The sequence below is a fragment of the Escherichia sp. WS1265 genome, from assembly GCF_046487585.1.
GTDB lineage: Bacteria > Pseudomonadota > Gammaproteobacteria > Enterobacterales > Enterobacteriaceae > Escherichia > Escherichia coli.
Window position 1 is genome coordinate 97,499 of the sequence record NZ_JBJQJE010000007.1, and the last position, 25,212, is coordinate 122,710.

Consider the following 25,212-nt stretch of genomic DNA (forward strand, 5'->3'; position numbering starts at 1 on the left):
TCAATGCTCTCTATAGTGATGAATAATCATCATTCGAAGTCAGGTGGGATGCCTGTCTGAATACACCTCCTTCAGGATGTGGGGGATTCTGCTGAGCATCTATGAAACTGAATGCAACTTATATAAAAATACGTGATAAATGGTGGGGGCTTCCGCTGTTCCTGCCTTCTTTAATCTTGCCCATTTTCGCCCACATTAATACTTTCGCGCATATTTCTTCCGGTGAGGTTTTTCTCTTTTATCTGCCTCTGGCTCTGATGATCAGCATGATGATGTTTTTCAGCTGGGCGGCATTGCCAGGGATCGCCTTAGGGATTTTTGTCCGCAAATATGCAGAGCTGGGTTTTTACGAAACGCTCTCATTAACGGCTAATTTTATTATCATTATCATTCTCTGTTGGGGCGGTTACAGGGTCTTTACTCCCCGGCGTAACAACGTTTCACATGGTGATACCCGTTTAATTTCCCAGCGTATATTCTGGCAGATTGTGTTTCCTGCAACGCTGTTTCTGATACTTTTCCAGTTTGCTGCGTTTGTAGGATTACTGGCGAGCAGAGAAAATCAGGTCGGCGTCATGCCTTTTAACCTCGGGACCTTAATCAATTATCAGGCCTTACTGGTGGGCAATCTGATTGGTGTCCCGCTGTGCTACTTCATCATTCGTGTAGTGCGAAATCCGTTTTATTTACGTAGTTATTATTCGCAATTAAAACAGCAGGTTGATGTCAAAGTCACCAAAAAAGAGTTCGCACTCTGGCTACTGGCATTAGGTGCTTTACTGCTGCTGTTATGCATGCCGTTAAATGAAAAAAGCACAATTTTTAGCACCAACTATACCTTGTCATTATTGCTGCCCCTGATGATGTGGGGAGCGATGCGCTATGGTTATAAGCTGATTTCGCTGCTCTGGGCGGTCGTGTTGATGATCAGCATCCACAGCTATCAAAATTACATTCCCATTTATCCTGGCTATACCACGCAGCTGACCATAACCTCCTCCAGTTATCTGGTATTCTCTTTTATTGTCAATTATATGGCTGTACTGGCAACCCGTCAGCGAGCGGTAGTCAGACGCATTCAGCGGCTTGCGTATGTGGACCCGGTGGTTCATCTGCCAAACGTTCGCGCCCTGAATCGCGCGTTGCGTGATGCCCCCTGGTCTGCGCTTTGTTATTTACGCATCCCTGGCATGGAAATGCTGGTTAAGAACTATGGCATCATGCTGCGGATTCAATACAAGCAAAAACTTTCTCACTGGCTGTCACCCTTGCTGGAACCGGGTGAGGATGTTTATCAGCTTTCGGGTAACGATCTCGCGCTGCGACTGAATACAGAATCGCACCAGGAGCGCATTACCGAACTGGATAGCCATCTCAAGCAATTTCGTTTCTTTTGGGATGGAATGCCGATGCAACCGCAGATTGGCGTCAGTTACTGCTATGTGCGCTCGCCAGTGAATCATATCTACCTGCTGCTGGGAGAGCTAAATACGGTCGCCGAGCTTTCCATCGTGACCAACACCCCGGAAAATATGCAGCGTCGCGGAGCAATGTATTTGCAACGCGAATTGAAAGATAAAGTCGCGATGATGAATCGGCTACAGCAGGCGCTGGAACACAACCATTTTTTCCTGATGGCCCAGCCGATTACCGGTATGCGTGGTGATGTCTACCATGAAATTCTTCTGCGCATGAAAGGTGAGAATGATGAACTGATCAGCCCCGACAGCTTCTTGCCGGTCGCGCACGAATTTGGTTTATCGTCGAGTATCGACATGTGGGTCATTGAGCATACGCTGCAATTTATGGCTGAAAACAGAGCGAAGATGCCCGCTCACCGTTTTGCGATTAATCTGTCGCCAACCTCGGTATGCCAGGCTCGTTTTCCCGTTGAAGTCAGTCAGCTGCTGGCTAAATATCAAATTGAAGCGTGGCAACTTATTTTTGAAGTCACCGAAAGTAATGCTCTGACAAATGTTAAGCAGGCGCAAATCACCTTGCAGCATCTTCAGGAATTAGGCTGCCAGATTGCGATTGATGATTTCGGTACCGGCTACGCCAGCTATGCGCGGCTTAAAAATGTGAATGCCGATCTGCTTAAAATTGACGGCAGTTTTATCCGCAATATTGTGTCAAATAGTCTGGATTATCAGATAGTGGCGTCGATTTGCCACCTGGCGCGAATGAAGAAAATGCGGGTAGTGGCAGAGTACGTTGAAAACGAAGAGATCCGCGAGGCGGTGCTCTCTTTGGGGATCGATTATATGCAGGGTTATCTTATTGGTAAGCCGCAACCGTTAATTGATACGCTGAATGAAATCGAACCCATTCGCGAAAGTGCCTGAATAATGCGGGCCGACATTTCTCGTCGGCCCGCAAAGCATTAAGCGGCGATTTCTGGGGTACTTTCTTCTTCAATTTTCAACCGCCAGCCAGCCACGCCTTCCCAGTATTCTTGCTCCTTTTCCAGATCAAGCAGTACCAGCGCATTCTGACTAAACCAGTCATGCGGAAAACGCAGTGTCCAGTGACTGTCATCGGTAATCAGCGTCAATGTTGGCGGTGTGGTGGTTGCCTGACGTTGATTATTGAGTAATACGCCAAGGCGCAATAGCTGAATCAGTGGCAGGAACTGTTTCTTCTTAAACAAGGTAAAGCGCGGCAGATCGTCGAGCTTAATCGCTTTACGGTGATAGCGCACCAGCGTCGCCATCATCAACTGCTGTTCCTGATTAAAACCCGGCAAGTCGCTGTTTTGCAGAATATAAGCGGAGTGGCGATGCAAACCGCTGTGGTTGATATTCAACCCGACCTCATGCAGCATGGCGGCCCATCGCAGTAGCGCCTCCAGTTGCGGATGCGCCAGCTTCGGTTGCTGTTCCCGCCACTGTTCGTACATTTGCATAGTGGTATCCAGCACCCGTCGGGCCTGTTCACTGTCGATGTGATACTGGTTGGCGAGGCTGCTGGCGGTGCGACTACGCACATCCTGATGACGGAAACGTCCTTCCATTTCATACAGTACGCCTTCGCGTAACGCCCCGTCAGAAAGGCGCAGTTCACGGATGGCTAAAGCATCAAACACACCGCATAAAATCGCCAGTCCAGGAACGAAGACTGTTTTCCGCTCTTCGGAAAGACCTGGTAAACTCAGCGATGCGAAATTACGGTGCCGTAAAACTTCTTTTACCAGTTTTTCCAGACGTTCCGGGGTAATTATCCCGTCTTTCTCGCCCATTTCCATTAACACTTCATGGGCGGCTTTTATGGTACCGGAAGCGCCCATTGCCACGTTCCAGCCCTGAATTCGAAATTGCCAGGTTAAAGTTTCCAGTTTTTGTGCTGCCGCCATGCGAGCGCGCTGAAAATTCTCTTTATTGATGACCCCGCCAGGGAAATAAAGCTGGGCAAAGCTGACACAACCCATCCGGCGGCTTTCAACGAGAATCGGTTCGAAATTTTCACCAATCACCAGTTCCGTAGATCCGCCGCCAATATCAATAACCAGTTTGCGACCTTTCTCCGGTTGGGTATGTTCCACGCCCATAAAAATCAGACGGGCTTCTTCATTACCGGAAATAATTTCAATCGGGTAGGGAATGACCTTTTCCGCGCGTTTCAGAAAGTCAGTGGCGTTCAGCGCCTGACGCAGCGTATGGGTGCCGACTATACAGACGCTGGCAGGAGAAAAACCTTGTAGCCGTTCGGCAAACAGCGACAGACAGTTCAAACCGCGCGTCATTGCCTCTTCACTCAACATATTATCTGGCCCCAGGCCGTCCGCCAGATGCACCCGCTGTTTCAGGCGGCCAATAATCTGCATGGCACCATCTACCACACGGGCTATGACCATGTGAAAACTGTTTGAACCAAGATCGACCGCAGCAAACTCCTGCGGACGAGGGGATTTATCGTGTATTGGCATAGGGTTATTCAGGTTGTTCGAGTGATTTGATGTAGTCGTAAATCGCCAACTGCGCCCGTACTTTGCGGCGATTGCCGCGGGGAACGTAGCGATTACTGAGTTCTTTATCGATATAACGTGCTTTGACTGTATCGCTGAACAATATGTCGATGATGTCCAGCACCCGCTGCTTCAGGCGCGGATCGAGCAGCGGCGTCGCCACTTCAATACGATAATCAATATTGCGCGTCATCCAGTCGGCGGAAGAAAGGTAGACCTTTTTATCGCCGCCATTTTCAAAAATATAAACCCGGTCATGTTCAAGGTAACGGTCAACAATACTGATGGCACGAATGTTGTCGCTAATGCCTTCCAGATTGGGGATCAGCGAACACATGCCGCGAACCAGCAGATTAACCGGTACGCCGGAGCTGGAGGCCGCATACAGACGATCAACCAGGCCTTTATCGACAAGGTTATTTAGCTTCAGGGTGATACCGCTGGGCAGCCCCTGCTGCGCGTTGGCGATCTCGCGGTCAACCATTTCATACAACAGGCGGCGGGAGTTTTGCGGCGACACCATTAAATAATCAAATGTCACCGGACGGTATGGGTTTTCAATAAAGTTGAACACCCGCCGTACTTCGTTGGTGATGCGCGCATCGGCGGTCAGCAACGAATAGTCAGTATAAAGACGCGCGGTTTTTTCGTTAAAATTTCCGGTCCCGATGTGTGCGTAACGCACCACTTCACCGTTTTCTTTACGTGAAATCAGGAACAGTTTGGCGTGAATTTTTAGCCCCGGCGCAGAGAAGATAACGTGCACGCCTGCTTCGGTCAGGCGCTTCGCCCAGTGAATGTTGGCTTCTTCGTCAAAACGCGCCTGTAACTCAACCACCACGGTGACTTTCTTACCGTTGTGTGCGGCGTGGATCATCGAGTCGATGATGCGTGAATCTTTCGCCACGCGGTAAATGTTAATTTTAATCGCCAGTACGCTCGGGTCGAACGAAGCCTGACGCAGCAGTTCCAGCACATGCTCAAAGGTATGATAAGGATAATAGAGCAACACATCGCGTTCGCGAATGGCATCAAAACCATTGCGGAACTGGGCTTTATCAAACCAAATGTGGCGTAAACGCGGCAGTGGTTTGTTCACCAGATTGGCTTTGCCGACATTGGGGAAATTAATAAAGTCTTTAAAATTATGATAACGACCGCCGGGGACGATGGAGTCGTAGCGGGAAATAGTCAGTTTTTCGCGTAACACTTCAACCAGCGCATTGGGCATATCGCGCTGATAAACAAAACGCACCGGCTCAGCAGTTAAACGCTGCTTGAGACTGGAAGACATCAACTCCATCAGACTGGCTTCCATCTCATGCACTAAATCGTATTCGGCATCGCGGGTCATCTTCATTGAATAGGCATTCAGCGCGTCATAATCAAAGAAGCCTTTGAAAATATCATCAAGGCAGTAACGCAGAATGTTATCCAGAAGAATCATCGGCTTGCGTCGACGCGGCGCTTCTGGCGGTAAATTCACAAAGCGCGGCACTTTATCTGATGGGATCTCCAGCAGCGCGTAACGGATGGTATCGCCACGGATAATTTCCACCGCCAGATAGGTGTAATCATCTTTCAGGAACTGCACTAAGTCAGTGTCAGGATTGATTAAAATCGGCGTAATGTGCTGACGCAGATACTGCTTAAAATAATGACGCAGCCAGTTTTGTTGATTGACGGAGAGCTGGCGTTCATTAATCAGGAAGATCTGGTTGCGCGCCATCTCCAGCAACAACTCGTTGTAGAGGCCGTCGAATTCCTGATCGGCTTTCAGCACCCGGGACTGAATTTTGCCCAGTAAATGGCGGGAATGAGAGTTGGAGCCTTGTTCTTCGCTAATAATGATGCGTCGCTTCAGTTCAGCGAAGCGGACTTTATAGAACTCATCAAGGTTATTGGAATAGATCCCCAGGAAACGCATCCTTTCAATCAGCGGGTTAGATTTGTCCGCCGCTTCCTGAAGCACGCGTTCATTGAACGATAACCAACTGAGCTCTTTTTCGATGTATAGCTTTTCCTGACCCATTACCACTTTTACTCCGTTTTATTCACGGGACACTGCCTGGATATTATGGCGAGCAATATTGGCAGATGTCCAACTATGCCAGAAAAGGGGGAAAAAAACTGCTGGAGCTTGCGATTTACAGGTGAATTGAAAAACGCCAGCGGCAGAGCTGGCGCTTTAACTACGGGGGCATTACTCGTCGGCAGCGTAGCCCTGCGGCGGCAGACGTTGACCATCCAGCCACGCGGCGTTTTCGTGCATTTTCAGACGACCATCGGAAAACCAGCTAATCACCAGTGGATAAATAGCGTGTTCCTGGGTTTGCACGCGGGCGGTGATGTCATCTTCCGTATCACCAGCAAATACCGGGACTTTCGCCTGTAAAATAACCGGGCCACCGTCCAGTTCATCGGTGACGAAATGCACCGATGTACCGTGCTCTTCATCGCCATTTTCCAGCGCCTGACGATGGGTGTGTAATCCGGGATATTTCGGCAGCAGAGAAGGGTGAATGTTCAGCAAACGCCCGGCATAGTGGGAGACAATCGCCGGGCTGAGAATGCGCATAAAACCAGCCAGCACGACCACATCGGGTGCGTACATGTCGATTTCATGAATCAACTCCCGGTCATAGGCTTCACGACTGTCAAACGCGCTGGCGATGAGCGTATGCGTTGCAATACCCGCCTGGCGGGCGCGTTCAAGGCCGAACGCGTCGGCCTTATTGCTGAAAACTGCCCGTACGGTGCCTTTAATTTTATTGGTTTTGCAGGCGTCAATAATTGCCTGCAAATTACTTCCGTTGCCGGAAATAAGCACCACAATATTCATTATTCGATAACCACGCGTTGTTCGGAATCAGAGGCTTTGATGATACCGATTTTCCACGCGTTTTCACCGTTGGCATTGAGCAGGGCGAGGGCTTTGTCTACTTCCGGAGCAGGCAGGGCAATAATCATCCCGACGCCGCAGTTGAAGGTGCGATACATTTCATGGCGCTCAACGTTACCTGCCGTTTGCAGCCAGTTGAACACTTCCGGCCACTGCCAGGATGATTCATCAATCACTGCCTGGGTATTATCTGGCAATACGCGCGGAATGTTTTCCCAGAAGCCGCCGCCGGTCAGGTGCGCAATAGCATGCACATCGACCTTTTCAATCAACTCCAGCACGGACTTCACGTAAATGCGGGTCGGTGCCAGCAGATGATCGGCTAATGGCTTACCATCAAGTTCGGTGGTTTGCGGATCACAACCGCTGACTTCAAGAATTTTGCGCACCAGCGAATAGCCGTTCGAGTGCGGACCGCTGGAGCCGAGTGCAATCAGCACATCGCCATCGCTGACTTTAGAGCCGTCGATGATTTCTGATTTTTCTACCACGCCAACGCAGAAACCAGCGACATCGTAATCTTCACCGTGATACATCCCCGGCATTTCTGCCGTTTCGCCACCCACCAGTGAACAGCCCGATTGCAGACAACCTTCCGCAATGCCGCTGATCACCGCTGAAGCGGTATCAACATCCAGTTTTCCGGTTGCGTAATAGTCGAGGAAAAACAGCGGTTCCGCACCTTGCACCACCAGGTCATTAACGCACATGGCGACCAGATCAATACCAATGGTGTCGTGACGTTTTAAGTCCATTGCCAGACGCAGCTTGGTACCTACGCCGTCAGTGCCGGAAACCAGCACGGGTTCACGATATTTTTGCGGCAATGCACACAGCGCACCGAAGCCGCCCAGACCGCCCATCACTTCCGGACGACGCGTTTTCTTCACTACGCCTTTGATTCTTCCAACCAGAGCATTACCCGCGTCAATATCAACACCGGCATCTTTGTAGCTAAGAGAGGTTTTATCGGTCACTGCTTGGGTCCCCACGCGTTACTTGCGGTAGAAAAATAAAATTCGGCGCAATTCTAACAGGGAAAGCAAACGTTTGCGAGACTGCTTTACACAACCTTTTTGTACGTCTTTTCCCCAGGCGCGCGGCAAAAGAATACTTGTACCAGGGCAAAGGATCGTTTTCGTATGGAATAATCTTCTTTCATAACCATTTGAATATAAAATAACTTTATCTCAAACCGTTATCATTTTGACTAAAGTCAACGAAAATAATATTGCCGCCTTGAAGAAAGGAGGTATAATCCGTCGATTTTTTTTGTGGCTGCCCCTCAAAGGAGAAAGAGTATGAAGATCGTGGAAGTCAAACACCCACTCGTCAAACACAAGCTGGGACTGATGCGTGAGCAAGATATCAGCACCAAGCGCTTTCGCGAACTCGCTTCCGAAGTGGGTAGCCTGCTGACTTACGAAGCGACCGCCGACCTAGAAACGGAAAAAGTAACTATCGAAGGCTGGAACGGCCCGGTAGAAATCGACCAGATCAAAGGTAAGAAAATTACCGTTGTGCCAATTCTGCGTGCGGGTCTGGGGATGATGGACGGTGTGCTGGAAAACGTTCCGAGCGCGCGCATCAGCGTCGTCGGTATGTACCGTAATGAAGAAACGCTGGAGCCGGTACCGTACTTCCAGAAACTGGTTTCTAACATCGATGAGCGTATGGCGCTGATCGTTGACCCAATGCTGGCAACCGGTGGTTCCGTTATCGCGACCATCGACCTGCTGAAAAAAGCGGGCTGCAGCAGCATCAAAGTTCTGGTGCTGGTAGCTGCGCCAGAAGGTATCGCAGCGCTGGAAAAAGCGCACCCGGACGTCGAACTGTATACTGCATCGATTGACCAGGGACTGAACGAGCACGGATACATTATTCCGGGCCTCGGCGATGCCGGTGACAAAATCTTTGGTACGAAATAAAGAATAAAAATAATTAAAGCCGACTTTAAGAGTCGGCTTTTTTTTGAGTAAAGCGCCTATAACACATAATACAGAGGATAATACTATGACGCGCCGTGCTATCGGGGTGAGTGAAAGACCGCCACTTTTACAGACAATCCCGCTTAGTTTGCAACATTTGTTCGCCATGTTTGGTGCAACCGTCCTGGTGCCCGTCTTATTTCATATTAACCCGGCGACTGTACTGTTATTTAACGGTATAGGAACACTGCTGTATCTCTTCATCTGTAAAGGGAAAATTCCGGCTTATCTTGGTTCCAGCTTTGCCTTTATTTCACCGGTATTGTTACTGTTGCCGTTGGGGTATGAAGTCGCGCTGGGCGGCTTTATTATGTGCGGCGTGCTGTTCTGCCTGGTTTCTTTTATCGTGAAGAAAGCGGGGACCGGCTGGCTGGACGTGCTGTTTCCACCTGCGGCAATGGGCGCAATCGTTGCCGTCATCGGTCTGGAGCTGGCGGGCGTAGCTGCCGGTATGGCAGGTTTACTCCCGGCTGAAGGGCAAACTCCAGACTCCAAAACCATCATCATCTCCATTACCACGCTGGCGGTTACGGTTTTAGGTTCCGTGCTGTTTCGTGGTTTCCTGGCAATTATCCCGATTTTAATTGGCGTGCTGGTGGGCTACGCGCTCTCTTTCGCAATGGGAATTGTCGATACCACGCCGATTATTAATGCTCACTGGTTTGCGCTGCCAACTCTCTATACGCCGCGCTTCGAGTGGTTTGCCATTCTGACTATTCTGCCAGCGGCGTTAGTGGTTATTGCCGAACACGTAGGGCACCTGGTGGTAACGGCTAATATCGTCAAAAAAGATCTGCTGCGCGATCCAGGTCTGCACCGTTCGATGTTTGCTAACGGCTTGTCGACCGTGATCTCCGGCTTCTTTGGTTCCACGCCAAATACCACCTACGGGGAAAACATTGGCGTGATGGCGATCACCCGTGTTTACAGTACCTGGGTTATCGGCGGGGCAGCGATTTTCGCTATCCTGCTTTCCTGCGTCGGTAAACTGGCTGCTGCTATCCAGATGATCCCATTGCCGGTGATGGGCGGCGTTTCGCTGCTGCTTTATGGTGTCATCGGGGCTTCCGGTATTCGTGTTTTGATCGAATCGAAAGTGGATTACAACAAAGCACAGAACCTGATCCTGACTTCCGTGATTTTGATCATCGGTGTCAGTGGCGCGAAGGTAAACATCGGCGCGGCGGAGCTGAAAGGTATGGCGCTGGCGACCATCGTCGGTATCGGCTTAAGTTTGATCTTCAAACTGATTAGTGTGCTGCGCCCTGAAGAAGTGGTGCTGGACGCAGAAGACGCGGATATAACAGACAAATAATGTACCGACCGGGCAGTGTTGCTGCCCGGTTCAAACATCATGGGATTCTGTGGTAAACTTCTCGCGATTTTGTGAAATCCTGGTTGAGGTATCTCTGAACACACCGGCACAGCTCTCTTTGCCACTTTATCTTCCTGACGACGAAACCTTTGCAAGTTTCTGGCCGGGGGATAACTCCTCTTTACTGGCCGCGCTGCAAAACGTGCTGCGTCAGGAACATAGCGGTTACATCTATCTCTGGGCACGCGAAGGCGCGGGGCGCAGCCATCTGCTGCACGCGGCTTGCGCGGAATTGTCGCAGCGTGGCGATGCGGTGGGCTATGTCCCGCTGGATAAACGCACCTGGTTTGTTCCGGAAGTGCTCGACGGTATGGAGCATTTGTCGCTGGTCTGTATCGACAACATTGAGTGTATTGCAGGCGATGAGTTGTGGGAGATGGCGATTTTCGATCTCTACAATCGAATTCTGGAATCGGGCAAAACACGGTTGTTAATCACCGGCGATCGTCCACCGCGGCAGTTGAATCTTGGATTACCGGATCTCGCGTCGCGTCTCGACTGGGGGCAGATCTACAAATTGCAGCCACTTTCTGATGAAGATAAGTTGCAGGCGCTACAGTTACGCGCGCGTTTGCGTGGTTTTGAACTGCCGGAAGATGTGGGGCGTTTCTTGCTGAAGCGGCTCGACAGAGAAATGCGCACGTTATTTATGACGCTGGATCAGTTGGATCGTGCGTCGATTACCGCGCAACGTAAGCTGACCATTCCGTTTGTGAAAGAGATTCTGAAACTGTAGACAAGACGTTTATTGTCGGATGCGCACCCATAGTATTCGTCGGCCGGATAAGACGCGGCAAGCGTCGCATCCGGCAATGTGCTTCAACTAGCGATGGAGCACTTCTTAACCCACGATTTCCAGCACCTGCTCCGGTGGACGACCAATTCGCGCTTTGCCATTCGCGACCACAATCGGGCGCTCCATTAGCTTCGGATTATCCACCATTGCCTGAATCAGCGCCTCTTCGCTAAGCGAACTGTCAGCCAGGTTCAGTTCTTTATAAAGATCCTCTTTCTGGCGCATCAATTCACGAGCGCTATTCATCCCCAGCATTTTCAGCAAATCACGCAGCGTTGCCGCATCGGCGGGTGTCTCAAGGTAGAGCACCACTTCTGGCTCCACGCCGTTTTCTTTCAGCAGGTTTAGCGTTTCCCGGCTCTTTGAACAGCGTGGGTTATGGTAGATTTTTACCTGTTTGGTCATTGTTCTTCCTTTAATGCGAATTACATCTTGGTATAAGGCTTAAAGCGTTCCTGCAGCTGGCGCAACTGGTCGATGCGCGCATCGTAACGCGCTTGTTGCAGGCTGCCTAATTTCACCTGAGAACTGGCGCTACTCAACAAGGAAATGGCCTGATCGAGTCGCCCGGCGAGCGCATAACCTTCTGCTCGCGCAGCCAGTTCCTGATCGCGGTTATTTAGCGCGGCTTCCGCCTGTGCCAGTAAATCCCAGCCGTTGCTGTCATCTTTATTGTTAAAAGTGTAGCGATTCAGAATATTGGCCGCTTCTTGTGGTTGACCGCCTTGCAGATAAGCGTTCGCCAGGTTGAGCTGCAACACTGGATTGGTGCGCAAATCGCGGGCATTTTTCAGGCGATTGATAGCGTCATTGGCTTTGTTTTGCCCAAGATCGATATCGGTAGCCAGATCGAGATACCATGCGTTGCCAGGTTCTGCCGCCAGTAACGGTTGCAGCGTTTTACGCGCTTCGTCGTATTTATTGGCTTCCATCGCCTGTAAAGCACGACCATATTGCGCCGCTCGTTGCTGACGAACGTTTCCTTTCGCCCATTCATCCAGCAAATCACTGGTGAGCTGGTTACGTCCGGAATTATACATCCCCAGTGTGCGCGCTTTCGCCAGATAGAAATCTTCCGACGACTGCACCACCATCGGGCGCATCTGATTAGCACGGTTGCGGGCATCTGCCAGACGACTTTCCGGCAATGGGTGAGTCAATAAAATTTCCGGCGGACGCGAGGAGTAACGCGCCTGATCGAGCAATTTTTCGAGGAAGGTCGGCATCGCCTGCGGATCGAATCCTGAGCGTTGCAGCACCTGAATACCAATGCGATCCGCTTCCTGTTCATTTTGCTGGGTGAAACTGATCATCCCCTGGCGCGTTCCCGCCAGTGTACCGGTCAGCGCCGCCATCCCCGCCTGCGGACTGGCCATCGCCAGTAAAATAGAACCTAACGCGCCGACCCAGGTCAGCGGCGCGCTGCGCTGTTGATCTTCCATCGCTCGCGCCAGGTGACGTTGGGTGACGTGGGAGATTTCGTGCGCCATAACTGAAGCCAGTTGGCTTTCGTTATCGGAATAACGGAACAGGGCAGAGTGCAGCACCACGTTGCCGCCAAAGAAAGCAAAGGCGTTAATTTCGTCGTTGTTGATCAGAAAGAAATGAAACGGTGTCTTAACCGAATTGGCATGCGAAACCAGACGCATCCCCAGCGAATTAATATATTGCGTTAACAGCGGGTCATTAATTAACGGCGCGCTGCCGCGTAGCTGGCGGACATAATAGTCGCCCATCTGCATTTCCTGACCAATGGAAAGCGTGCTTCCTGCGGAGGTTCCCATATCCGGTAAGGTGTCTGCGCTGTCGGCAAACGCCGGGGCTACCTGACCAATGGTCATAGCAGCAATGAGGGTTGCAACCAGGTTTTTTTTCAACTGCCTGAACATAACCTCTATCCTGTATTTCTGGAGATAGTCATTTGACCGATACTGTGAAATATCGTTCCCACCGCGCCGCCTTTGAGTGTAACGGCGAAGATTAGCCCACTCAAATGACTTTTCAGTTTCCTGAATCCGTCATAAAAAGCGAAGTCTTTTTTGTGACATTTCGATACAATTGCGGATCGCAATCCCGCTCTTGAGGTTCAGGGAAGGTCTTTATGCTCGAAATGTTGATGCAATGGTATCGCCGCCGTTTTAGCGACCCGGAAGCGATTGCCTTGCTGGTTATTTTAGTTGCCGGATTTGGCATTATCTTTTTCTTTAGTGGCCTGCTTGCTCCGTTGCTGGTGGCTATTGTGCTGGCCTATTTGCTGGAATGGCCAACCGTGCGCCTGCAATCTATTGGCTGCTCCCGCCGCTGGGCGACGTCGATTGTATTGGTGGTTTTCGTCGGTATATTGCTACTGATGGCGTTTGTGGTACTGCCTATCGCCTGGCAGCAGGGCATCTACTTAATCCGCGATATGCCGGGGATGCTCAATAAGCTTTCTGACTTTGCCGCCACGTTGCCGCGCCGCTATCCGGCGTTAATGGATGCGGGCATTATTGATGCAATGGCAGAAAATATGCGTAGTCGGATGCTGACCATGGGCGATTCGGTGGTGAAAATTTCCCTCGCCTCGCTGGTCGGTTTGCTGACCATAGCTGTCTATCTGGTGCTGGTGCCATTGATGGTCTTCTTCCTGCTGAAAGACAAAGAGCAGATGCTGAACGCCGTTCGCCGGGTGCTGCCACGTAACCGTGGACTGGCAGGACAGGTGTGGAAGGAGATGAATCAACAAATCACCAACTATATCCGCGGCAAAGTGCTGGAGATGATCGTGGTGGGGATTGCCACCTGGCTGGGATTCTTACTCTTCGGGCTGAACTATTCGCTGCTGCTGGCGGTGCTGGTCGGCTTCTCGGTACTTATTCCGTACATTGGTGCATTTGTGGTGACCATTCCGGTGGTTGGCGTGGCGCTATTCCAGTTTGGTGCTGGCACGGAATTCTGGAGCTGCTTCGCGGTGTATCTGATCATTCAGGCGCTGGACGGCAACCTGTTAGTACCTGTGTTGTTCTCCGAAGCAGTTAACCTGCATCCGCTGGTCATTATTTTATCGGTGGTGATCTTCGGTGGTTTGTGGGGATTCTGGGGCGTATTCTTCGCCATTCCATTGGCGACGCTGATCAAAGCCGTGATTCACGCCTGGCCCGATGGGCAAATCGCGCAAGAATAATCTTCAGCCCGACGAACTGTTTCGCCGGGCTGATTTTTAGGGTTCCTGACGTAAATAAATAGCCCGATAACAAATACTCACCAGCACTGCACCGCCGATAATATTACCCAGCATCACCGGGAGCAGATTGGCGGTAATAAAATGGCTGACCGTCAGTGCCGGAAAATTGTCTGCGCTACTGTGCGCCAGTTGCCAGAAGGAGGTAGGGGCGAAATGGCGAATGGCAATGGCAAACGGAATCACAAACAAATTGGCGATACAGTGCTCAAAGCCACTGGCGACAAACAGGATGATGGGCAAAATCATGGCGACGATTTTGTCGCATAACGAACGTCCGCAATAACTCATCCACAGCGCCAGGCAAACCATCAGATTGCACATAATGCCGAGGCTGACTGATTCAGTAAATGTATGATGCATTTTGCCCTCGGCGCAGTGTAAAACCGCGACTCCCCACATCGCGTTTTCACTCATCACCAGCCCGGAAAACCAGATTAACAAACTGAAACAGGCAATACCTGCCAGATTACCGCAGGCCACCAGAAGTGCATTAATCAGCCATGTTCGCCAACTAATAACGCCCCGACTTTTTGCCATTACCGTCATTACCGACGAGGTGAACAGGCTGGTGCCGCAAACCGCCAGCAAAATAAAGCCAAGTGTAAAGCAAAGGCCGCCCACCAGATGGGTTAATGCCTGTGAAGACGGGGCATCGGCGATAACGGTAAGGTAAAAAGTAAATCCGATCGCCATAAACACGCCAGCGGACATCGCCATTAAAAAGACCGACACTTTACTGCGGGCAATTTTATGGGCGGCAATCCGTTCAGCGATTGCCGCTTTTCTGGCGCTCAACTGCAAGTCGAAAGAGAGTTTGTTTCTCATGCATACTCCTGCAAAAACAGATTACAACACCTCGCGAACCGAGATCCCCAGCCGCTGCATTCGTGACAGCAGCGTGGTGCGCTTCATCCCTAATCGCGTCGCCGCGCCACGGGGCCCGGCAACAATGCCATTGGTTTCTCGCAATACCTGAACAATGCGCTGACGTTCTTCTTCGTCATTCTCTGGCGTCGTCGGGTGCAGCAACTGCGCCATTGAACTGCGAAGCGCTGAATCTTCATTTAGCGTCGGCAGTAAACGGCTTTGTCGGACATTAAGATGTAAATTCAGACTGTTACCGCGAGTCAGTAGTACCGCTCGCTCAATCACGTTTTCCAGCTCGCGCACGTTGCCCGGCCAGTCCCACGACATCAACTGGCGTAGCGCCTCGGTCGGGATGGCGTCAATTGCGCGATTCATATGGCGCGCCATTTTTTGCGTGAAATGCTTTGCTAAAAGAGGGATATCTTCCGGACGGTCGCGCAGTGGCGGCAGTTCCAGTGGGAAGACATTCAGGCGATAAAAGAGATCGCTGCGAAACTGGCGATCTTCAACCATTTGCCACAAATCACGGTTGGTGGCGGCAATGACTCTGACATTTACCGGGATCGTTCTACTCCCGCCGAGACGCTCAATCTCCCGTTCCTGCAATACGCGCAGCAGTTTAGGCTGAAGTTCTAACGGCAGATCGCCAATTTCATCGAGAAACAACGTGCCGCCATCGGCAATTTCAAAACGACCACGATGGGTATTAATCGCACCAGTAAATGCCCCTTTGTCATGACCGAATAACTCACTTTCCAGAAGACTGGCGGGGATGGCAGCGCAGTTGATTTTGACCAGTGGCTTGTCGCGTCGTGGGCTAAGTTGATGGATCGCTCTGGCGATCACCTCTTTGCCGGTTCCGGTTTCACCACAAATCAACACCGTACTGTCGCTCTTCGCCACAATATCTACCTGCTGGAGCAAATCTTCCATTGCCTGGCTTTGATAGATAATGTCACCGACGCCCAGATTCGAAAGGAGCTGCTCGCTAAGCTGGTGGTTTTCTTGCTGCAAGCTTTCCTGCAAATCGGTCATGCTGCGCCAGGCATCGGCATTGCCAACGGCAATAGCGATGCGATCGGCAATATGTTGTAGTAGCTGGCAGTTTTCCTCACTAAAGAGAGTGGAAGAGGTATGCGCCAGCAACAATGCGCCCGGTGTATGGTTGCCAAAGGTGAGCGGTATAAGGAGCGCAGATTCGCAGCCGTTAGATGCAAGTAAGTGTAATAACGGGTCGCGTTGCCAGAGAAACAGATCGTCTGCACGGTGCGTCAAGGTCGGTTGTCGGGTTTGTAGCGTTTGTGTCAGCAATACACTTTCGCCAGGCATACAGCGTGGCAGACACGCACAATGTGAGGCAGAAAGATCGCTGCACCACAGGCTGAACTTCTCGTTCTTTCGATGATCGCCCAGTACCATACTGACTGAAGCCAGACCGAAAAAATGATGGATCTCACGAGCGACGTCAGCGATCAGATCGTCGAGATCAAGATGTGACAGCACTGCATTAGTGATATCCACCAGTACCCGATGATGATCGCGATCTTTCTCCAGCAAACGCAGCGCCACCTGTTGTTCTTCATCATTGAGCCATGATTGCAGAACCGGGGTGATAATGCGTGCCAGCCAGTTAAACAGTGTGCAATCCTGGGGAGTAAAACGCCTGCCGTGGGTACGAATAAAGCGTAGCTCCGCCATTCCACTACTGCCGAGAAGGACGGCGTGACGCGAATAATCGACCATCTCGCCCTGATACTCTGTTGTTGCCGTCACATCGCTGCCATCATCATGGTAGCGGTAATAGAAGTTGCTTTTGAGAACATGCAGTTCAATAAGTTGTACCGGGCTGAACGGCGGCGGCAGCGGGATGAAGGCGCGTAATAAAGACGCCTTGCCGTGTTTCTGTGCTAACCGCTCCGCGAGCATTCCGTTTACCGCTTCAATTGTTATTCCTTGTGGCGGGGCAAACATCGCCTCGTCTGACATAGCCATCAACAGTCCTTATTAATGAGAAATCCTTCTCACGCAATTTTTCTGGCCATCAGATAGATGGCCGGTTCCTGCACAATTTCATCCAACAGATGAATGAATTGAATGCTACGCGCCTGCCACGCCGACGTCGCGTCATCTGCCAGTGGCGCGAATGCCCGGGTCAACAGGGCGGTGTGGCTGGCGTCAATAACAATCTCACCAAAGGTCATCACCCCCAGCATCTTACGTCGGGCTTGCTCCTCTTCGACCTGTGCAAGCCAATCTTCGTATTCCGTCTGTGGGCAGCGGAAGGCGACATTCAGACAATCAATCACGCCAACGTGATGACCGATAGCCAACGAGTAATACATTACCTGGGAGCTGTGTTCCGGCATCTCGTCGCTACTGGCGACAAATTTTTTTCGCAGCGTCCAGAAAACAATTTCCCCGCACTCCTCAGCCATGTAACCCCCGGAGAACGCGAAAGAGTTGCTGAACGATACTATTGAGACGCGGATCGTCGGCTTCGCGCAACCAGGTGTTAACCCGATTTCCTGTAGGATCGTCGCTTAAATGGCGCAGGAGCCGATCGCAAATTTCTCGCCCCTGACGATAGCCCGCCAGCCGCCTCGCTTCTCGCTCAATGGCGATACGCTGTGATGGCGGGATCTGCGGCCATAGCGGTTGCATGGTCACCCCGGTGGGATCGCGATAATCCACAGCGTGAATCTTCTGTTGCAGCAAACCGAGCGCCACGGCGAAACCGTGAATGGTGGCGGCCGGTGTTGGCGGGCAGCCGGGGATCCAAACATCAATGGGGACAATGGTGTCGCTGCCGCCCCAGACGCTGTAGAGATCGTGGAAAATACCGCCGCCGACACCACACGCGCCGTAGGAAACACAGATTTTATGATCGGGGGCAGACTCATATGCCCGAAGTGCAGGCATACGCATCGCCCGGGTGACTGCGCCAGTAAATAACAAAATATCGGCGTGACGCGGTGATGAAACAACCTTAATGCCAAAACGTTCTGCGTCGAATACGGGTGTGATGGCGGCAAAAATTTCGATTTCGCAGGCGTTACAGCCGCCGCAATCGACGCGATAAACGTAAGCCGAGCGACGGATATCCTGTAGCAAATGCTGCTTCATCTTTTGCGTTTGCTCGTCCAGCGTGATGGGCTGGCTGACATGTTGCGTAAGCACTGGACTCATAGCTGCTCCTTAGCCACCAGCGGTTCATCTGTGTCGTCGTTGATCAGCGTCGCGCGCTGTTTGCATTCCGGGCAGACGCTCGCTTGCGCCCGTAACATTTCGCGGTTTTGTGGTGCATTTTGTTGCTGTGCCAACAGTTCTGCAGCCAGTGCGACGGTTTTTTGCGGGGCAAACGGGCGTTCGCAACGGCTGCAACGTTGTAGATGGAACGTCGCGCGGGTATAGAGATCGGCTTTATTGGTGACGGTCAGTTCAAAGTTATTGGTAAGCTGAATGGCTCTGGTCGGGCACACTTCTTCACAACGTCCGCAGTAAATACAACGCCCCAGATAGAGCTGCCAGGTGCGCGTATTTTGCTGGTCGTCGGTCTGGATAGTCAGCGCATTTGCCGGACAAGCACAAGCGCAGGCACCGCAGGCAATACATTGGCTGGGCATCAGGTCCGGTTTCCCGCGAAAGCCTGGGCTGACCTCCAGTGGCGCGAAGGGATATTTCACCGTCGCGGTTCCGGCGCGCATAATAGTTTTCAGTAACTTCAGCATCTTCTGTCCTTACTTCAGCGGCGAACGGTTACGATCAATGCCGTAGCGTTCGATCTCTTTATACGGCACGGTTTTTGACTGGCGCTTGCGCACATCAACCAGCGTCACACGGTCGGTACAGGAGTAGCAGGGATCAAGGCTACCGATAATCAGCGGTGCGTCAGAAACGGTATTGCCGCGCAGCATGTAACGCAGCACTGGCCAGTTGGCGTAGGTGGCGGCACGACAGCGCCAGCGGAACAATTTTTGGTTATCACCGAGCATGCTCCAGTGCACGTCTTCACCACGTGGCGCTTCAACAAAGCCCAGCGCGAATGCGTGAGGTTTATAGCTAAAGCCTTCGGTCAGCAGTGGGGTATCCGGCATGTTGTCGAGGGCAAATTCCAGCATTGCCAGCGAATCAAACGTCTCTTTGACACGGACCATCACGCGGGAGAAGACATCGCCGCCGGTAAAGGTAAACAGCGTTTTGGGAATATTGCCGTAGTCGGCGTAGGGGTGATCAAAGCGCAAATCACGGGCAAAACCACTGCCGCGGATCAGCGGCCCGACAGGGCTATAATCACGGGCGATTTGTCGGTCGAGAATGCCAATGCCCTGAGTGCGTTGTTCCATATTCGGCGTGGCAAGCAGCATCTCTACCAGCTCCGACACGTCGGCGCGCATCTCGCGCACCAGTTTCAGCGTTTGCAGACGTTGCTCTTTGAGAATATCGCGGCGAACACCACCAATCAGATTCAGACCGTAGGTTTTACGCGACCCGGTCAGCAATTCCGCCATCGTCATCGACTTTTCCCGCACGCGGAAAAATTGCATAAAGCCGGTATCAAATCCAACAAAATGGCAGGAGAGGCCAAGGTTGAGCAAATGACTATGCAGCCGTTCGACTTCCAGCAGAATCGAGCGAATAGTATGCGCTCGTTGCGGCACCTCAATCCCCAGTGCATTTTCAACCGAGTTGGTATAGGCCACACTGTGGGCAAAACCGCAAATCCCACACACGCGGTCGGATAAGAAGGTCACTTCGTTGTAGCCCATCCGCGTTTCTGCCAGTTTCTCCATGCCGCGATGGACATAAAACAGGCGGTAATCAGCATCGACAATTTGCTCGCCATCCACAAACAAGCGGAAGTGACCTGGTTCATCGGAGGTGATATGCAGCGGGCCGACAGGGATCACCCGCGCATCGCTGTTGCCCTCGTTGATAAACGGATACGTTTCGGTATCAGTCGTCGGTTCTGGGCGCAGTCGATAATCCATCGCGTCTTTGCGCAGCGGATGCATATCTTCCGGCCAGTCATCGGGCAACACCAGCCGACGCTGATCCGGCAGGCCAACCGGAATCAGCCCGTACATATCGCGAATTTCTCGCTCGCCCCAGACCGCGGCAGGGACGCGCGGTGTGACTGACGGAAACTCCCGACTGTCGGCATCGACCAGTGCCTTCACCACGATCCAGCATTTTTCGGCCCGTTCCATAGAAAGGGCATAATAAACCGCGTAATGACCGTTAAGTGTCCGCTCGTCGTTGCCAAACAGGACCGGAAGCCAGCCATCATGTTGATAATAAAGATAATGCACAACGTCAGGCAGCAGATTGATTTTCACCGTAATGGTGACCTGTTCAGGCGTTTGTCGCTCTTCATCCAGCACCGCGCCGGGGAACTGCGTTTTCAGGGCGGCGAGAATCGCTTCGCCACGATTTGACGATGAATTAACGTTCACTGTGTTTCTCCGAAACAGATGCGGTGCCTGAAGGCAAAAAATCATGCCAGGTGCTACGTTGTGCAGGCAGGTCGTGCGTCCCTGAGAGGACTATAGTGGAAGCGCCCGCCAGGATCCTGATGACAGGTTGTGGAATATGCGTTCCCATCGCCAGCATCATGACCAGCAGAATCACCATTGGCGAGGTGGTCAACCAGCCAAGTTCACCCCGGTTAACGGCCTGCGGCGGTTTCGCCATTAACACCCGCGCAGCCATCCGTACCAGGCCCGCCAGCACCAGCGTTAACAGCAATAACAGCAGGACGATAATCAACAGGTGATTACGAGCCAGTCCGACGGTAACGGTCATAAATTCGCTAAGAAAAATGTTGAAGGGCGGCATCCCGGCCAGCGCCAGCGCACCGCCGCCAAACAACACGGCGGTAAATGGCATGATTTTGAGCATCCCACAGACGACGTTGAGATCGCGCGTGCCGTACTTGAGCAGTACATTGCCGGAACCGCAGAACAACAGCGTTTTGGCCAGACTGTGGTTTAAGGTGTGCAGCAGCGCGGCAAAAATTCCCAGCGGCCCGCCAATGCCTAACGCCACCGCGACCAGTCCCATGTTCTCCACGCTGGAGTACGCCAGCAGACGCTTAATGTCCCGCTGTACCAGAATGAAAAATGCCGCCACGGCAACCGACAACATGCCGAAGATGAGCAACAACCGGTTGGGGAAATCGCTGCCGATGGCCTGGCAAATAATGATGTAATAGCGAATAAGCACCAACAGCGCGCAGTTCAGCAATACGGCGGAGAGCAGGGCGCTGACCGGACTCGGCGCTTCACTGTGAGCATCTGGCAGCCAGGCGTGCATGGGGAATAGCCCGGTTTTGGTGCCAAAGCCAATTAGCACAAACACAAAGGCCAACAGCATTAATGTTGGGTCAAGCAAGGACGATTGCTTAAGAACCTCGCTCCAGAATATCGCCATTTCTGCCTGCGGCATAACGCTGGCGGCGTTGGCGTATACCAGCACGGTACCGAACAGACCAAAAGCGACACCAACAGTACAAATAATGATGTACTTCCATGCAGCTTCCAGCGATGAACGCTGACCGTAAATGCCTACCAGAAACGCCGAGCTTAAGGTGGTGGCTTCAATTGCCGCCCACATCACAATCAGGTTATTGCTGGTAACAACCAGCAGCATGGTGAACAAAAACAGATGGAAGAAACCGTAGTAATCGCACAGCGTAACGGGTGAAAGCTCGCCGTGTGCCACTTCATGACGCATGTAGCCAATCGAGTAAACACCGGTGAGAAAGCCAATCACACCAAGAATGGCGAGGAACAAACCGCCCAGACCATCAATGTGAAGCCACAGTCCCGCAGCGAATATTTCTCCCGCATCAGCGGCAGTTTGGACCACCCAGAGTGCCAGAATCAGCAGCAGTGTGATCCCTAAGCTATGTAATACAGTCACCGTACAAGTCGCAGAGAGCCCCCGTTTCCGGCAGGCAAAACAGAGCAGCGAAAAAAGCAGCGGCGTGAGCAGGAGTAAAGCGAACATCACAGAATAACTCATCTCATTATCCCTTCAGCGCGGTCAAGTTGTTCACGTCCAGCGTGCCGTGGGTACGCCATATTTTTCTTGCCAGTAACACCATCACAATGACGGCGAAGATGGCGTCGGTAGCGATACCAATTTCCACCAGTTCCGGTGCCCGCCAGGCAAGAAGCGCCAGCACCAGATGGGAGCCGTTTTCCATCAGGCAGTAACCAAAAATTTGCCGCAGGATATTGCGCTGGCTGACAATGCATAGCAGGCCAAGCAGAAAATGACCTAACGCTACCGCCAGCGCCGGTTTCAGCCCGGTAGCCATCGGTAGCTTCACGGGCTGAACGACAAATGCGCAAAGCAGGACAATTAACGCCGCGAGCAGTGTCATCATTGCCGGACCGAATAACGCTTTTTCCGGGATGTTCTGGGGAATATTTCGTGCAGCGTAAGTCATGATTAACGGTACCAGCAGCACTTTGGTGATAAAGGCGCTGGCGGACCAGATCAGCAGTTGCTCTGCGGCGAACAGGCACGAGAGAGTGGCGAAAATAGACACCAGCACCAGCGACTGGCAGGCGTAAAATCCGCATGACAGGCGATAGCTTTTGACGCTAATCACAAACAGCGATGTCAGCATCATCAGTCCCGCCAGATTATTTACGATCATAGAACCGGTCATTCATCATCTCCTTACTGCAACCAGGTCGCGGCGATTACGCTGGAAATCAGCGACATCACAATCAGTACAATCAACACCAGGCGCATTGATCCTGGCAGCGGTGCGGCATCGGCGACGGCCTCGCTCGGTTTGCCAGGCACGACGCGACCAAACCAGCGAATAAACCAGGCGAAACTGGCGACCGATTCAATCATCAGCAGAATCATGGCGGGCAGCAGGATCCAGTACTCCACTGACAACGCAAAACCGGCAGCAAACAGCGGGAATTTACTGAAGAAGCCGTTGAATGGCGGCACGCCGGTAATTGCCAGCGCTGCCACGCAGAAACCCACGCCAGGCAACGGCAGGGTGTGCAATACGCCACGCAGACGCGGCAACAAGCGCGTGCCGCAGCTGTAACTCAGCGCACCTGCTACAAGGAAAAATAGGCTTTTAGCGAACGCGTGGTTGACGATGTAGGCGATGCTGCCCTCCAGTGCCAGCCGCGAGCCGAAGATGGAGAGCGACAAGCCGAAGAACATCCAGCCAAGTTGAGTGATGGTCGACCAGGCCAGCAACCGCTTCATATCCTGCTGTGGCAAATACATCAGGAAGCCGTAAAGAATGGTGACCAGTGCCATGACCATGCCAACGCCGCCAATCACATGCGGGATATTGCCGCCGTCGATAATGGCGCGGGCAAAAATGTAAACGCCCACTTTCACCATCGATGCGGCGTGGAGATAGGCGCTGATCGGTGTTGGCGCTTCCATTGCATCCGGTAGCCACGCTTGCATCGGTAGCTGGGCCGATTTCCCCCACGCGGCAAACAGGATGCCGCCATAAACCAGATAACGTGCATCGCCGTGTAACTCGTTCATCGCGCTAAGCGCAAACGTTCCGGTCTGCAAAAACAGCGTGGCGGCGGCAAGATACAACCCCAACGAACCGATATGGGTAATAAGCAACGCTTTTAGTGCTGAACGCTGCGCTTTATCGCTCTGGTAATAACTGATCAACGCCCAGGAGCAGCCGCCCGTAATTTCAAAAAACAACAACTGACCGAGCAGCGTCGAGGAGAGTACCAGTCCCGCCATCGCGCCGATAAACACCAGCAAAAATGCGTAATAACGATTCGTGCCGTTATGCGGGTGTTCGCGATTTTTATCCGTCAGATAACCCGTGGAGTAGATCGTGACCAGCAAACCGAGGAACACCACCACAAACAGAATCAGCGTACTCACGCGATCAATGACCAGGCCAAACAACGCCACATCCCCCACGTTGACCAACGTCAACGTGACGGCAACTTTATCGGCCTGATAAAACGCGGAGATCAGCGACAACATGCACAGCGTGGTCAGCGCGGCGAACAAAATCCCCCATTCGGCGGCCCGACGTTGTGGCGAAAACGAAACGACCAGTGCGCCGATAAAAGGCAGCATTAACGTCGTCAGAGCAAGATTTTCCATATTCCGTCAGTGCTCCTTACAGACCGGTTAACCAGAAGACCCAGGCAAGCGCAGCAAGGCTGAAGCCAAGCCAGGTCACATGGTGAATGAGTAAAAAACGCCCGCGTGCCAGCGTGTTTTCTGCGATAGAGGCCAGAACAAAAATCAGCAAAACCTTGAGCAGCGTAACGACAAGTGAAGTCAGCAGGCAGGCGAGAGAAAGTTCTTGCGCGCGCCCAAAGGGCAGAAACAGGGCCACAAACAGTGCTGCCATCACGACCTGTTTCAGCCCCAGCCCCCATTTCGCCAGCGCCAGCCCGGCACCGGAATATTCGGTCAGCGGGCCTTCCTGTAATTCCTGTTCTGCTTCAGCAACATCAAAGGGAATTTTTCCCATCTCAATGAAGCAGGCAAAACCACAGGCCAGTAACGCCAGTACGGTAGTTAGCGGCGAGTTCCAGCCCGTCGCCAGCGTCTTGCTGATCATCTCGATATGCGTGGAATCCGCTATCAGCGCCAATACCAGCAGTGAGAGAATGAGCATGGGTTCGACCAGAATGCCGAGCGTCAACTCGTGACTGGCACCGACTCCCGCAAAGGGGCTTCCGGTATCCAGCCCGGAAAGAGCAAAGAAAAAACGAAACAGGGCAAGAAGATAGATAAGGGTGATCAGATCGCCGCCGCCCGCAAAAGGGGAAACGGTAATAAATAGTGGTAGGGCCATCGCCAGCACCAGCATGCTGCTGATTAATACCCACGGCATCAGGCGGAACATCAGACCTGAAGATGTCGGCGCAACTTCCTGGCGTTTAAACAGTTTGTGGATATCGCGATAATCCTGCCAGATCCCCGGTCCGCGGCGGGAGTGCATTCGCGCGCGTATCTGCCGGGAAATACCCGTAAAAAGCGGGGTTAGCATCAGCAGAATCACGGCCTGTGCTAACGCAAAAATGACCAGATATCCGTCGCAAAGAGTTTGTCTCATGGTG

Annotated in this window: 21 protein-coding genes; 5 read left to right on the forward strand and 16 right to left on the reverse strand. The window is 52.1% G+C overall.

Going from position 1 to position 25,212, the window contains the following annotated elements; all coding sequences use genetic code 11:
* Nucleotides 1-101 precede the first annotated feature (101 nt).
* The gene (gene pdeF / locus ACJHX3_RS09190) at nt 102-2,345 is read left to right on the forward strand and encodes a cyclic-guanylate-specific phosphodiesterase PdeF (RefSeq protein ID WP_094321837.1); all 2,244 of its coding nucleotides are present in this window, start codon (nt 102-104) and stop codon (nt 2,343-2,345) included.
* A gap of 38 nt (nt 2,346-2,383) precedes the next feature.
* Here pdeF and ppx read toward each other — a convergent pair whose 3' ends face one another.
* The 4 genes from ppx to purM form a co-directional block, all read right to left on the reverse strand.
* Entirely contained in the window at nt 2,384-3,925 is a 1,542-nt protein-coding gene (gene ppx / locus ACJHX3_RS09195) for an exopolyphosphatase (protein ID WP_001121363.1), read from the reverse strand.
* 4 nt (nt 3,926-3,929) lie between these two features.
* Nucleotides 3,930-5,996 carry a polyphosphate kinase 1 gene (gene ppk1 / locus ACJHX3_RS09200; RefSeq protein WP_000529576.1) on the reverse strand — a complete coding sequence of 689 codons (2,067 nt, stop codon included), beginning with the start codon at nt 5,994-5,996 and terminating at the stop codon, nt 3,930-3,932.
* A 171-nt stretch (nt 5,997-6,167) separates the two neighbouring features.
* The gene (gene purN, locus ACJHX3_RS09205; RefSeq protein WP_094308051.1) at nt 6,168-6,806 is read right to left on the reverse strand and encodes a phosphoribosylglycinamide formyltransferase; all 639 of its coding nucleotides are present in this window, start codon (nt 6,804-6,806) and stop codon (nt 6,168-6,170) included.
* Nucleotides 6,806-7,843, reverse strand: coding sequence for a phosphoribosylformylglycinamidine cyclo-ligase (purM, locus tag ACJHX3_RS09210; RefSeq protein WP_001295474.1), 1,038 nt, complete (start codon nt 7,841-7,843; stop codon nt 6,806-6,808). The genes purN and purM overlap by 1 nt, the downstream gene beginning before the upstream one ends.
* Before the next feature lie 324 nt (nt 7,844-8,167).
* Between purM and upp the strand changes: the two genes are divergently transcribed.
* The 3 genes from upp (at nt 8,168) to ACJHX3_RS09225 (ending at nt 10,965) form a co-directional block, all read left to right on the forward strand.
* Complete coding sequence (gene upp / locus ACJHX3_RS09215; protein WP_001295473.1) at nt 8,168-8,794, forward strand: uracil phosphoribosyltransferase; 627 nt, start codon at nt 8,168-8,170, stop codon at nt 8,792-8,794.
* A gap of 85 nt (nt 8,795-8,879) precedes the next feature.
* Nucleotides 8,880-10,169 (forward strand): uracil permease, encoded by a 1,290-nt coding sequence (gene uraA / locus ACJHX3_RS09220; protein ID WP_000198328.1) that lies wholly within the window; start codon nt 8,880-8,882, stop codon nt 10,167-10,169.
* Between the two features lie 94 nt (nt 10,170-10,263).
* Nucleotides 10,264-10,965, forward strand: coding sequence for a DnaA inactivator Hda (locus tag ACJHX3_RS09225; protein WP_001307333.1), 702 nt, complete (start codon nt 10,264-10,266; stop codon nt 10,963-10,965).
* Nucleotides 10,966-11,070: 105 nt separating this feature from the next.
* Here the strand turns inward: ACJHX3_RS09225 and arsC are convergent, their stop codons facing one another.
* On the reverse strand, nt 11,071-11,430 hold the full coding sequence (gene arsC, locus ACJHX3_RS09230; RefSeq protein WP_000166449.1) for an arsenate reductase (glutaredoxin): 360 nt from the start codon (nt 11,428-11,430) through the stop codon (nt 11,071-11,073).
* A gap of 20 nt (nt 11,431-11,450) precedes the next feature.
* A complete protein-coding gene (gene bepA, locus ACJHX3_RS09235; RefSeq protein WP_000489665.1) occupies nt 11,451-12,914 on the reverse strand; it encodes a beta-barrel assembly-enhancing protease in 1,464 nt (487 codons plus the stop codon).
* A gap of 212 nt (nt 12,915-13,126) precedes the next feature.
* Here bepA and ACJHX3_RS09240 point away from each other — a divergent pair, with 212 nt between their 5' ends.
* Entirely contained in the window at nt 13,127-14,188 is a 1,062-nt protein-coding gene (locus tag ACJHX3_RS09240; RefSeq protein ID WP_000892044.1) for an AI-2E family transporter, read from the forward strand.
* A 36-nt stretch (nt 14,189-14,224) separates the two neighbouring features.
* On the opposite strand, the gene focB is transcribed toward ACJHX3_RS09240, so the two are convergent.
* The 10 genes from focB to hyfC are packed head-to-tail and all read right to left on the reverse strand — an operon-like array spanning nt 14,225 to nt 25,208.
* Nucleotides 14,225-15,073 (reverse strand): formate transporter FocB, encoded by an 849-nt coding sequence (gene focB, locus ACJHX3_RS09245; protein WP_024044374.1) that lies wholly within the window; start codon nt 15,071-15,073, stop codon nt 14,225-14,227.
* A gap of 21 nt (nt 15,074-15,094) precedes the next feature.
* Nucleotides 15,095-17,107, reverse strand: coding sequence for a DNA-binding transcriptional regulator HyfR (gene hyfR / locus ACJHX3_RS09250; RefSeq protein WP_042028722.1), 2,013 nt, complete (start codon nt 17,105-17,107; stop codon nt 15,095-15,097).
* A 29-nt stretch (nt 17,108-17,136) separates the two neighbouring features.
* Nucleotides 17,137-17,550, reverse strand: coding sequence for a hydrogenase 4 assembly chaperone HyfJ (gene hyfJ / locus ACJHX3_RS09255; protein WP_000796790.1), 414 nt, complete (start codon nt 17,548-17,550; stop codon nt 17,137-17,139).
* Complete coding sequence (hyfI, locus tag ACJHX3_RS09260) at nt 17,543-18,301, reverse strand: hydrogenase 4 catalytic subunit HyfI (RefSeq protein ID WP_000075547.1); 759 nt, start codon at nt 18,299-18,301, stop codon at nt 17,543-17,545. Before hyfI ends, hyfJ begins: the two co-directional genes overlap by 8 nt.
* Nucleotides 18,298-18,843, reverse strand: a complete 546-nt coding sequence (gene hyfH / locus ACJHX3_RS09265; protein ID WP_000916072.1) for a hydrogenase 4 subunit H — start codon at nt 18,841-18,843, stop codon at nt 18,298-18,300. Before hyfH ends, hyfI begins: the two co-directional genes overlap by 4 nt.
* Before the next feature lie 9 nt (nt 18,844-18,852).
* A complete protein-coding gene (gene hyfG, locus ACJHX3_RS09270) occupies nt 18,853-20,568 on the reverse strand; it encodes a hydrogenase 4 catalytic subunit HyfG (RefSeq protein ID WP_094308048.1) in 1,716 nt (571 codons plus the stop codon).
* The gene (gene hyfF, locus ACJHX3_RS09275) at nt 20,558-22,138 is read right to left on the reverse strand and encodes a hydrogenase 4 subunit F (RefSeq protein ID WP_094321838.1); all 1,581 of its coding nucleotides are present in this window, start codon (nt 22,136-22,138) and stop codon (nt 20,558-20,560) included. The genes hyfG and hyfF overlap by 11 nt, the downstream gene beginning before the upstream one ends.
* Nucleotides 22,139-22,142: 4 nt before the next feature.
* A complete protein-coding gene (hyfE, locus tag ACJHX3_RS09280; protein ID WP_000147991.1) occupies nt 22,143-22,793 on the reverse strand; it encodes a hydrogenase 4 membrane subunit in 651 nt (216 codons plus the stop codon).
* An 11-nt stretch (nt 22,794-22,804) separates the two neighbouring features.
* A complete protein-coding gene (gene hyfD / locus ACJHX3_RS09285; protein ID WP_094308046.1) occupies nt 22,805-24,244 on the reverse strand; it encodes a hydrogenase 4 subunit HyfD in 1,440 nt (479 codons plus the stop codon).
* Between the two features lie 16 nt (nt 24,245-24,260).
* Nucleotides 24,261-25,208 carry a hydrogenase 4 subunit HyfC gene (gene hyfC, locus ACJHX3_RS09290; protein WP_094308045.1) on the reverse strand — a complete coding sequence of 316 codons (948 nt, stop codon included), beginning with the start codon at nt 25,206-25,208 and terminating at the stop codon, nt 24,261-24,263.
* Nucleotides 25,209-25,212: the final 4 nt, after the last annotated feature.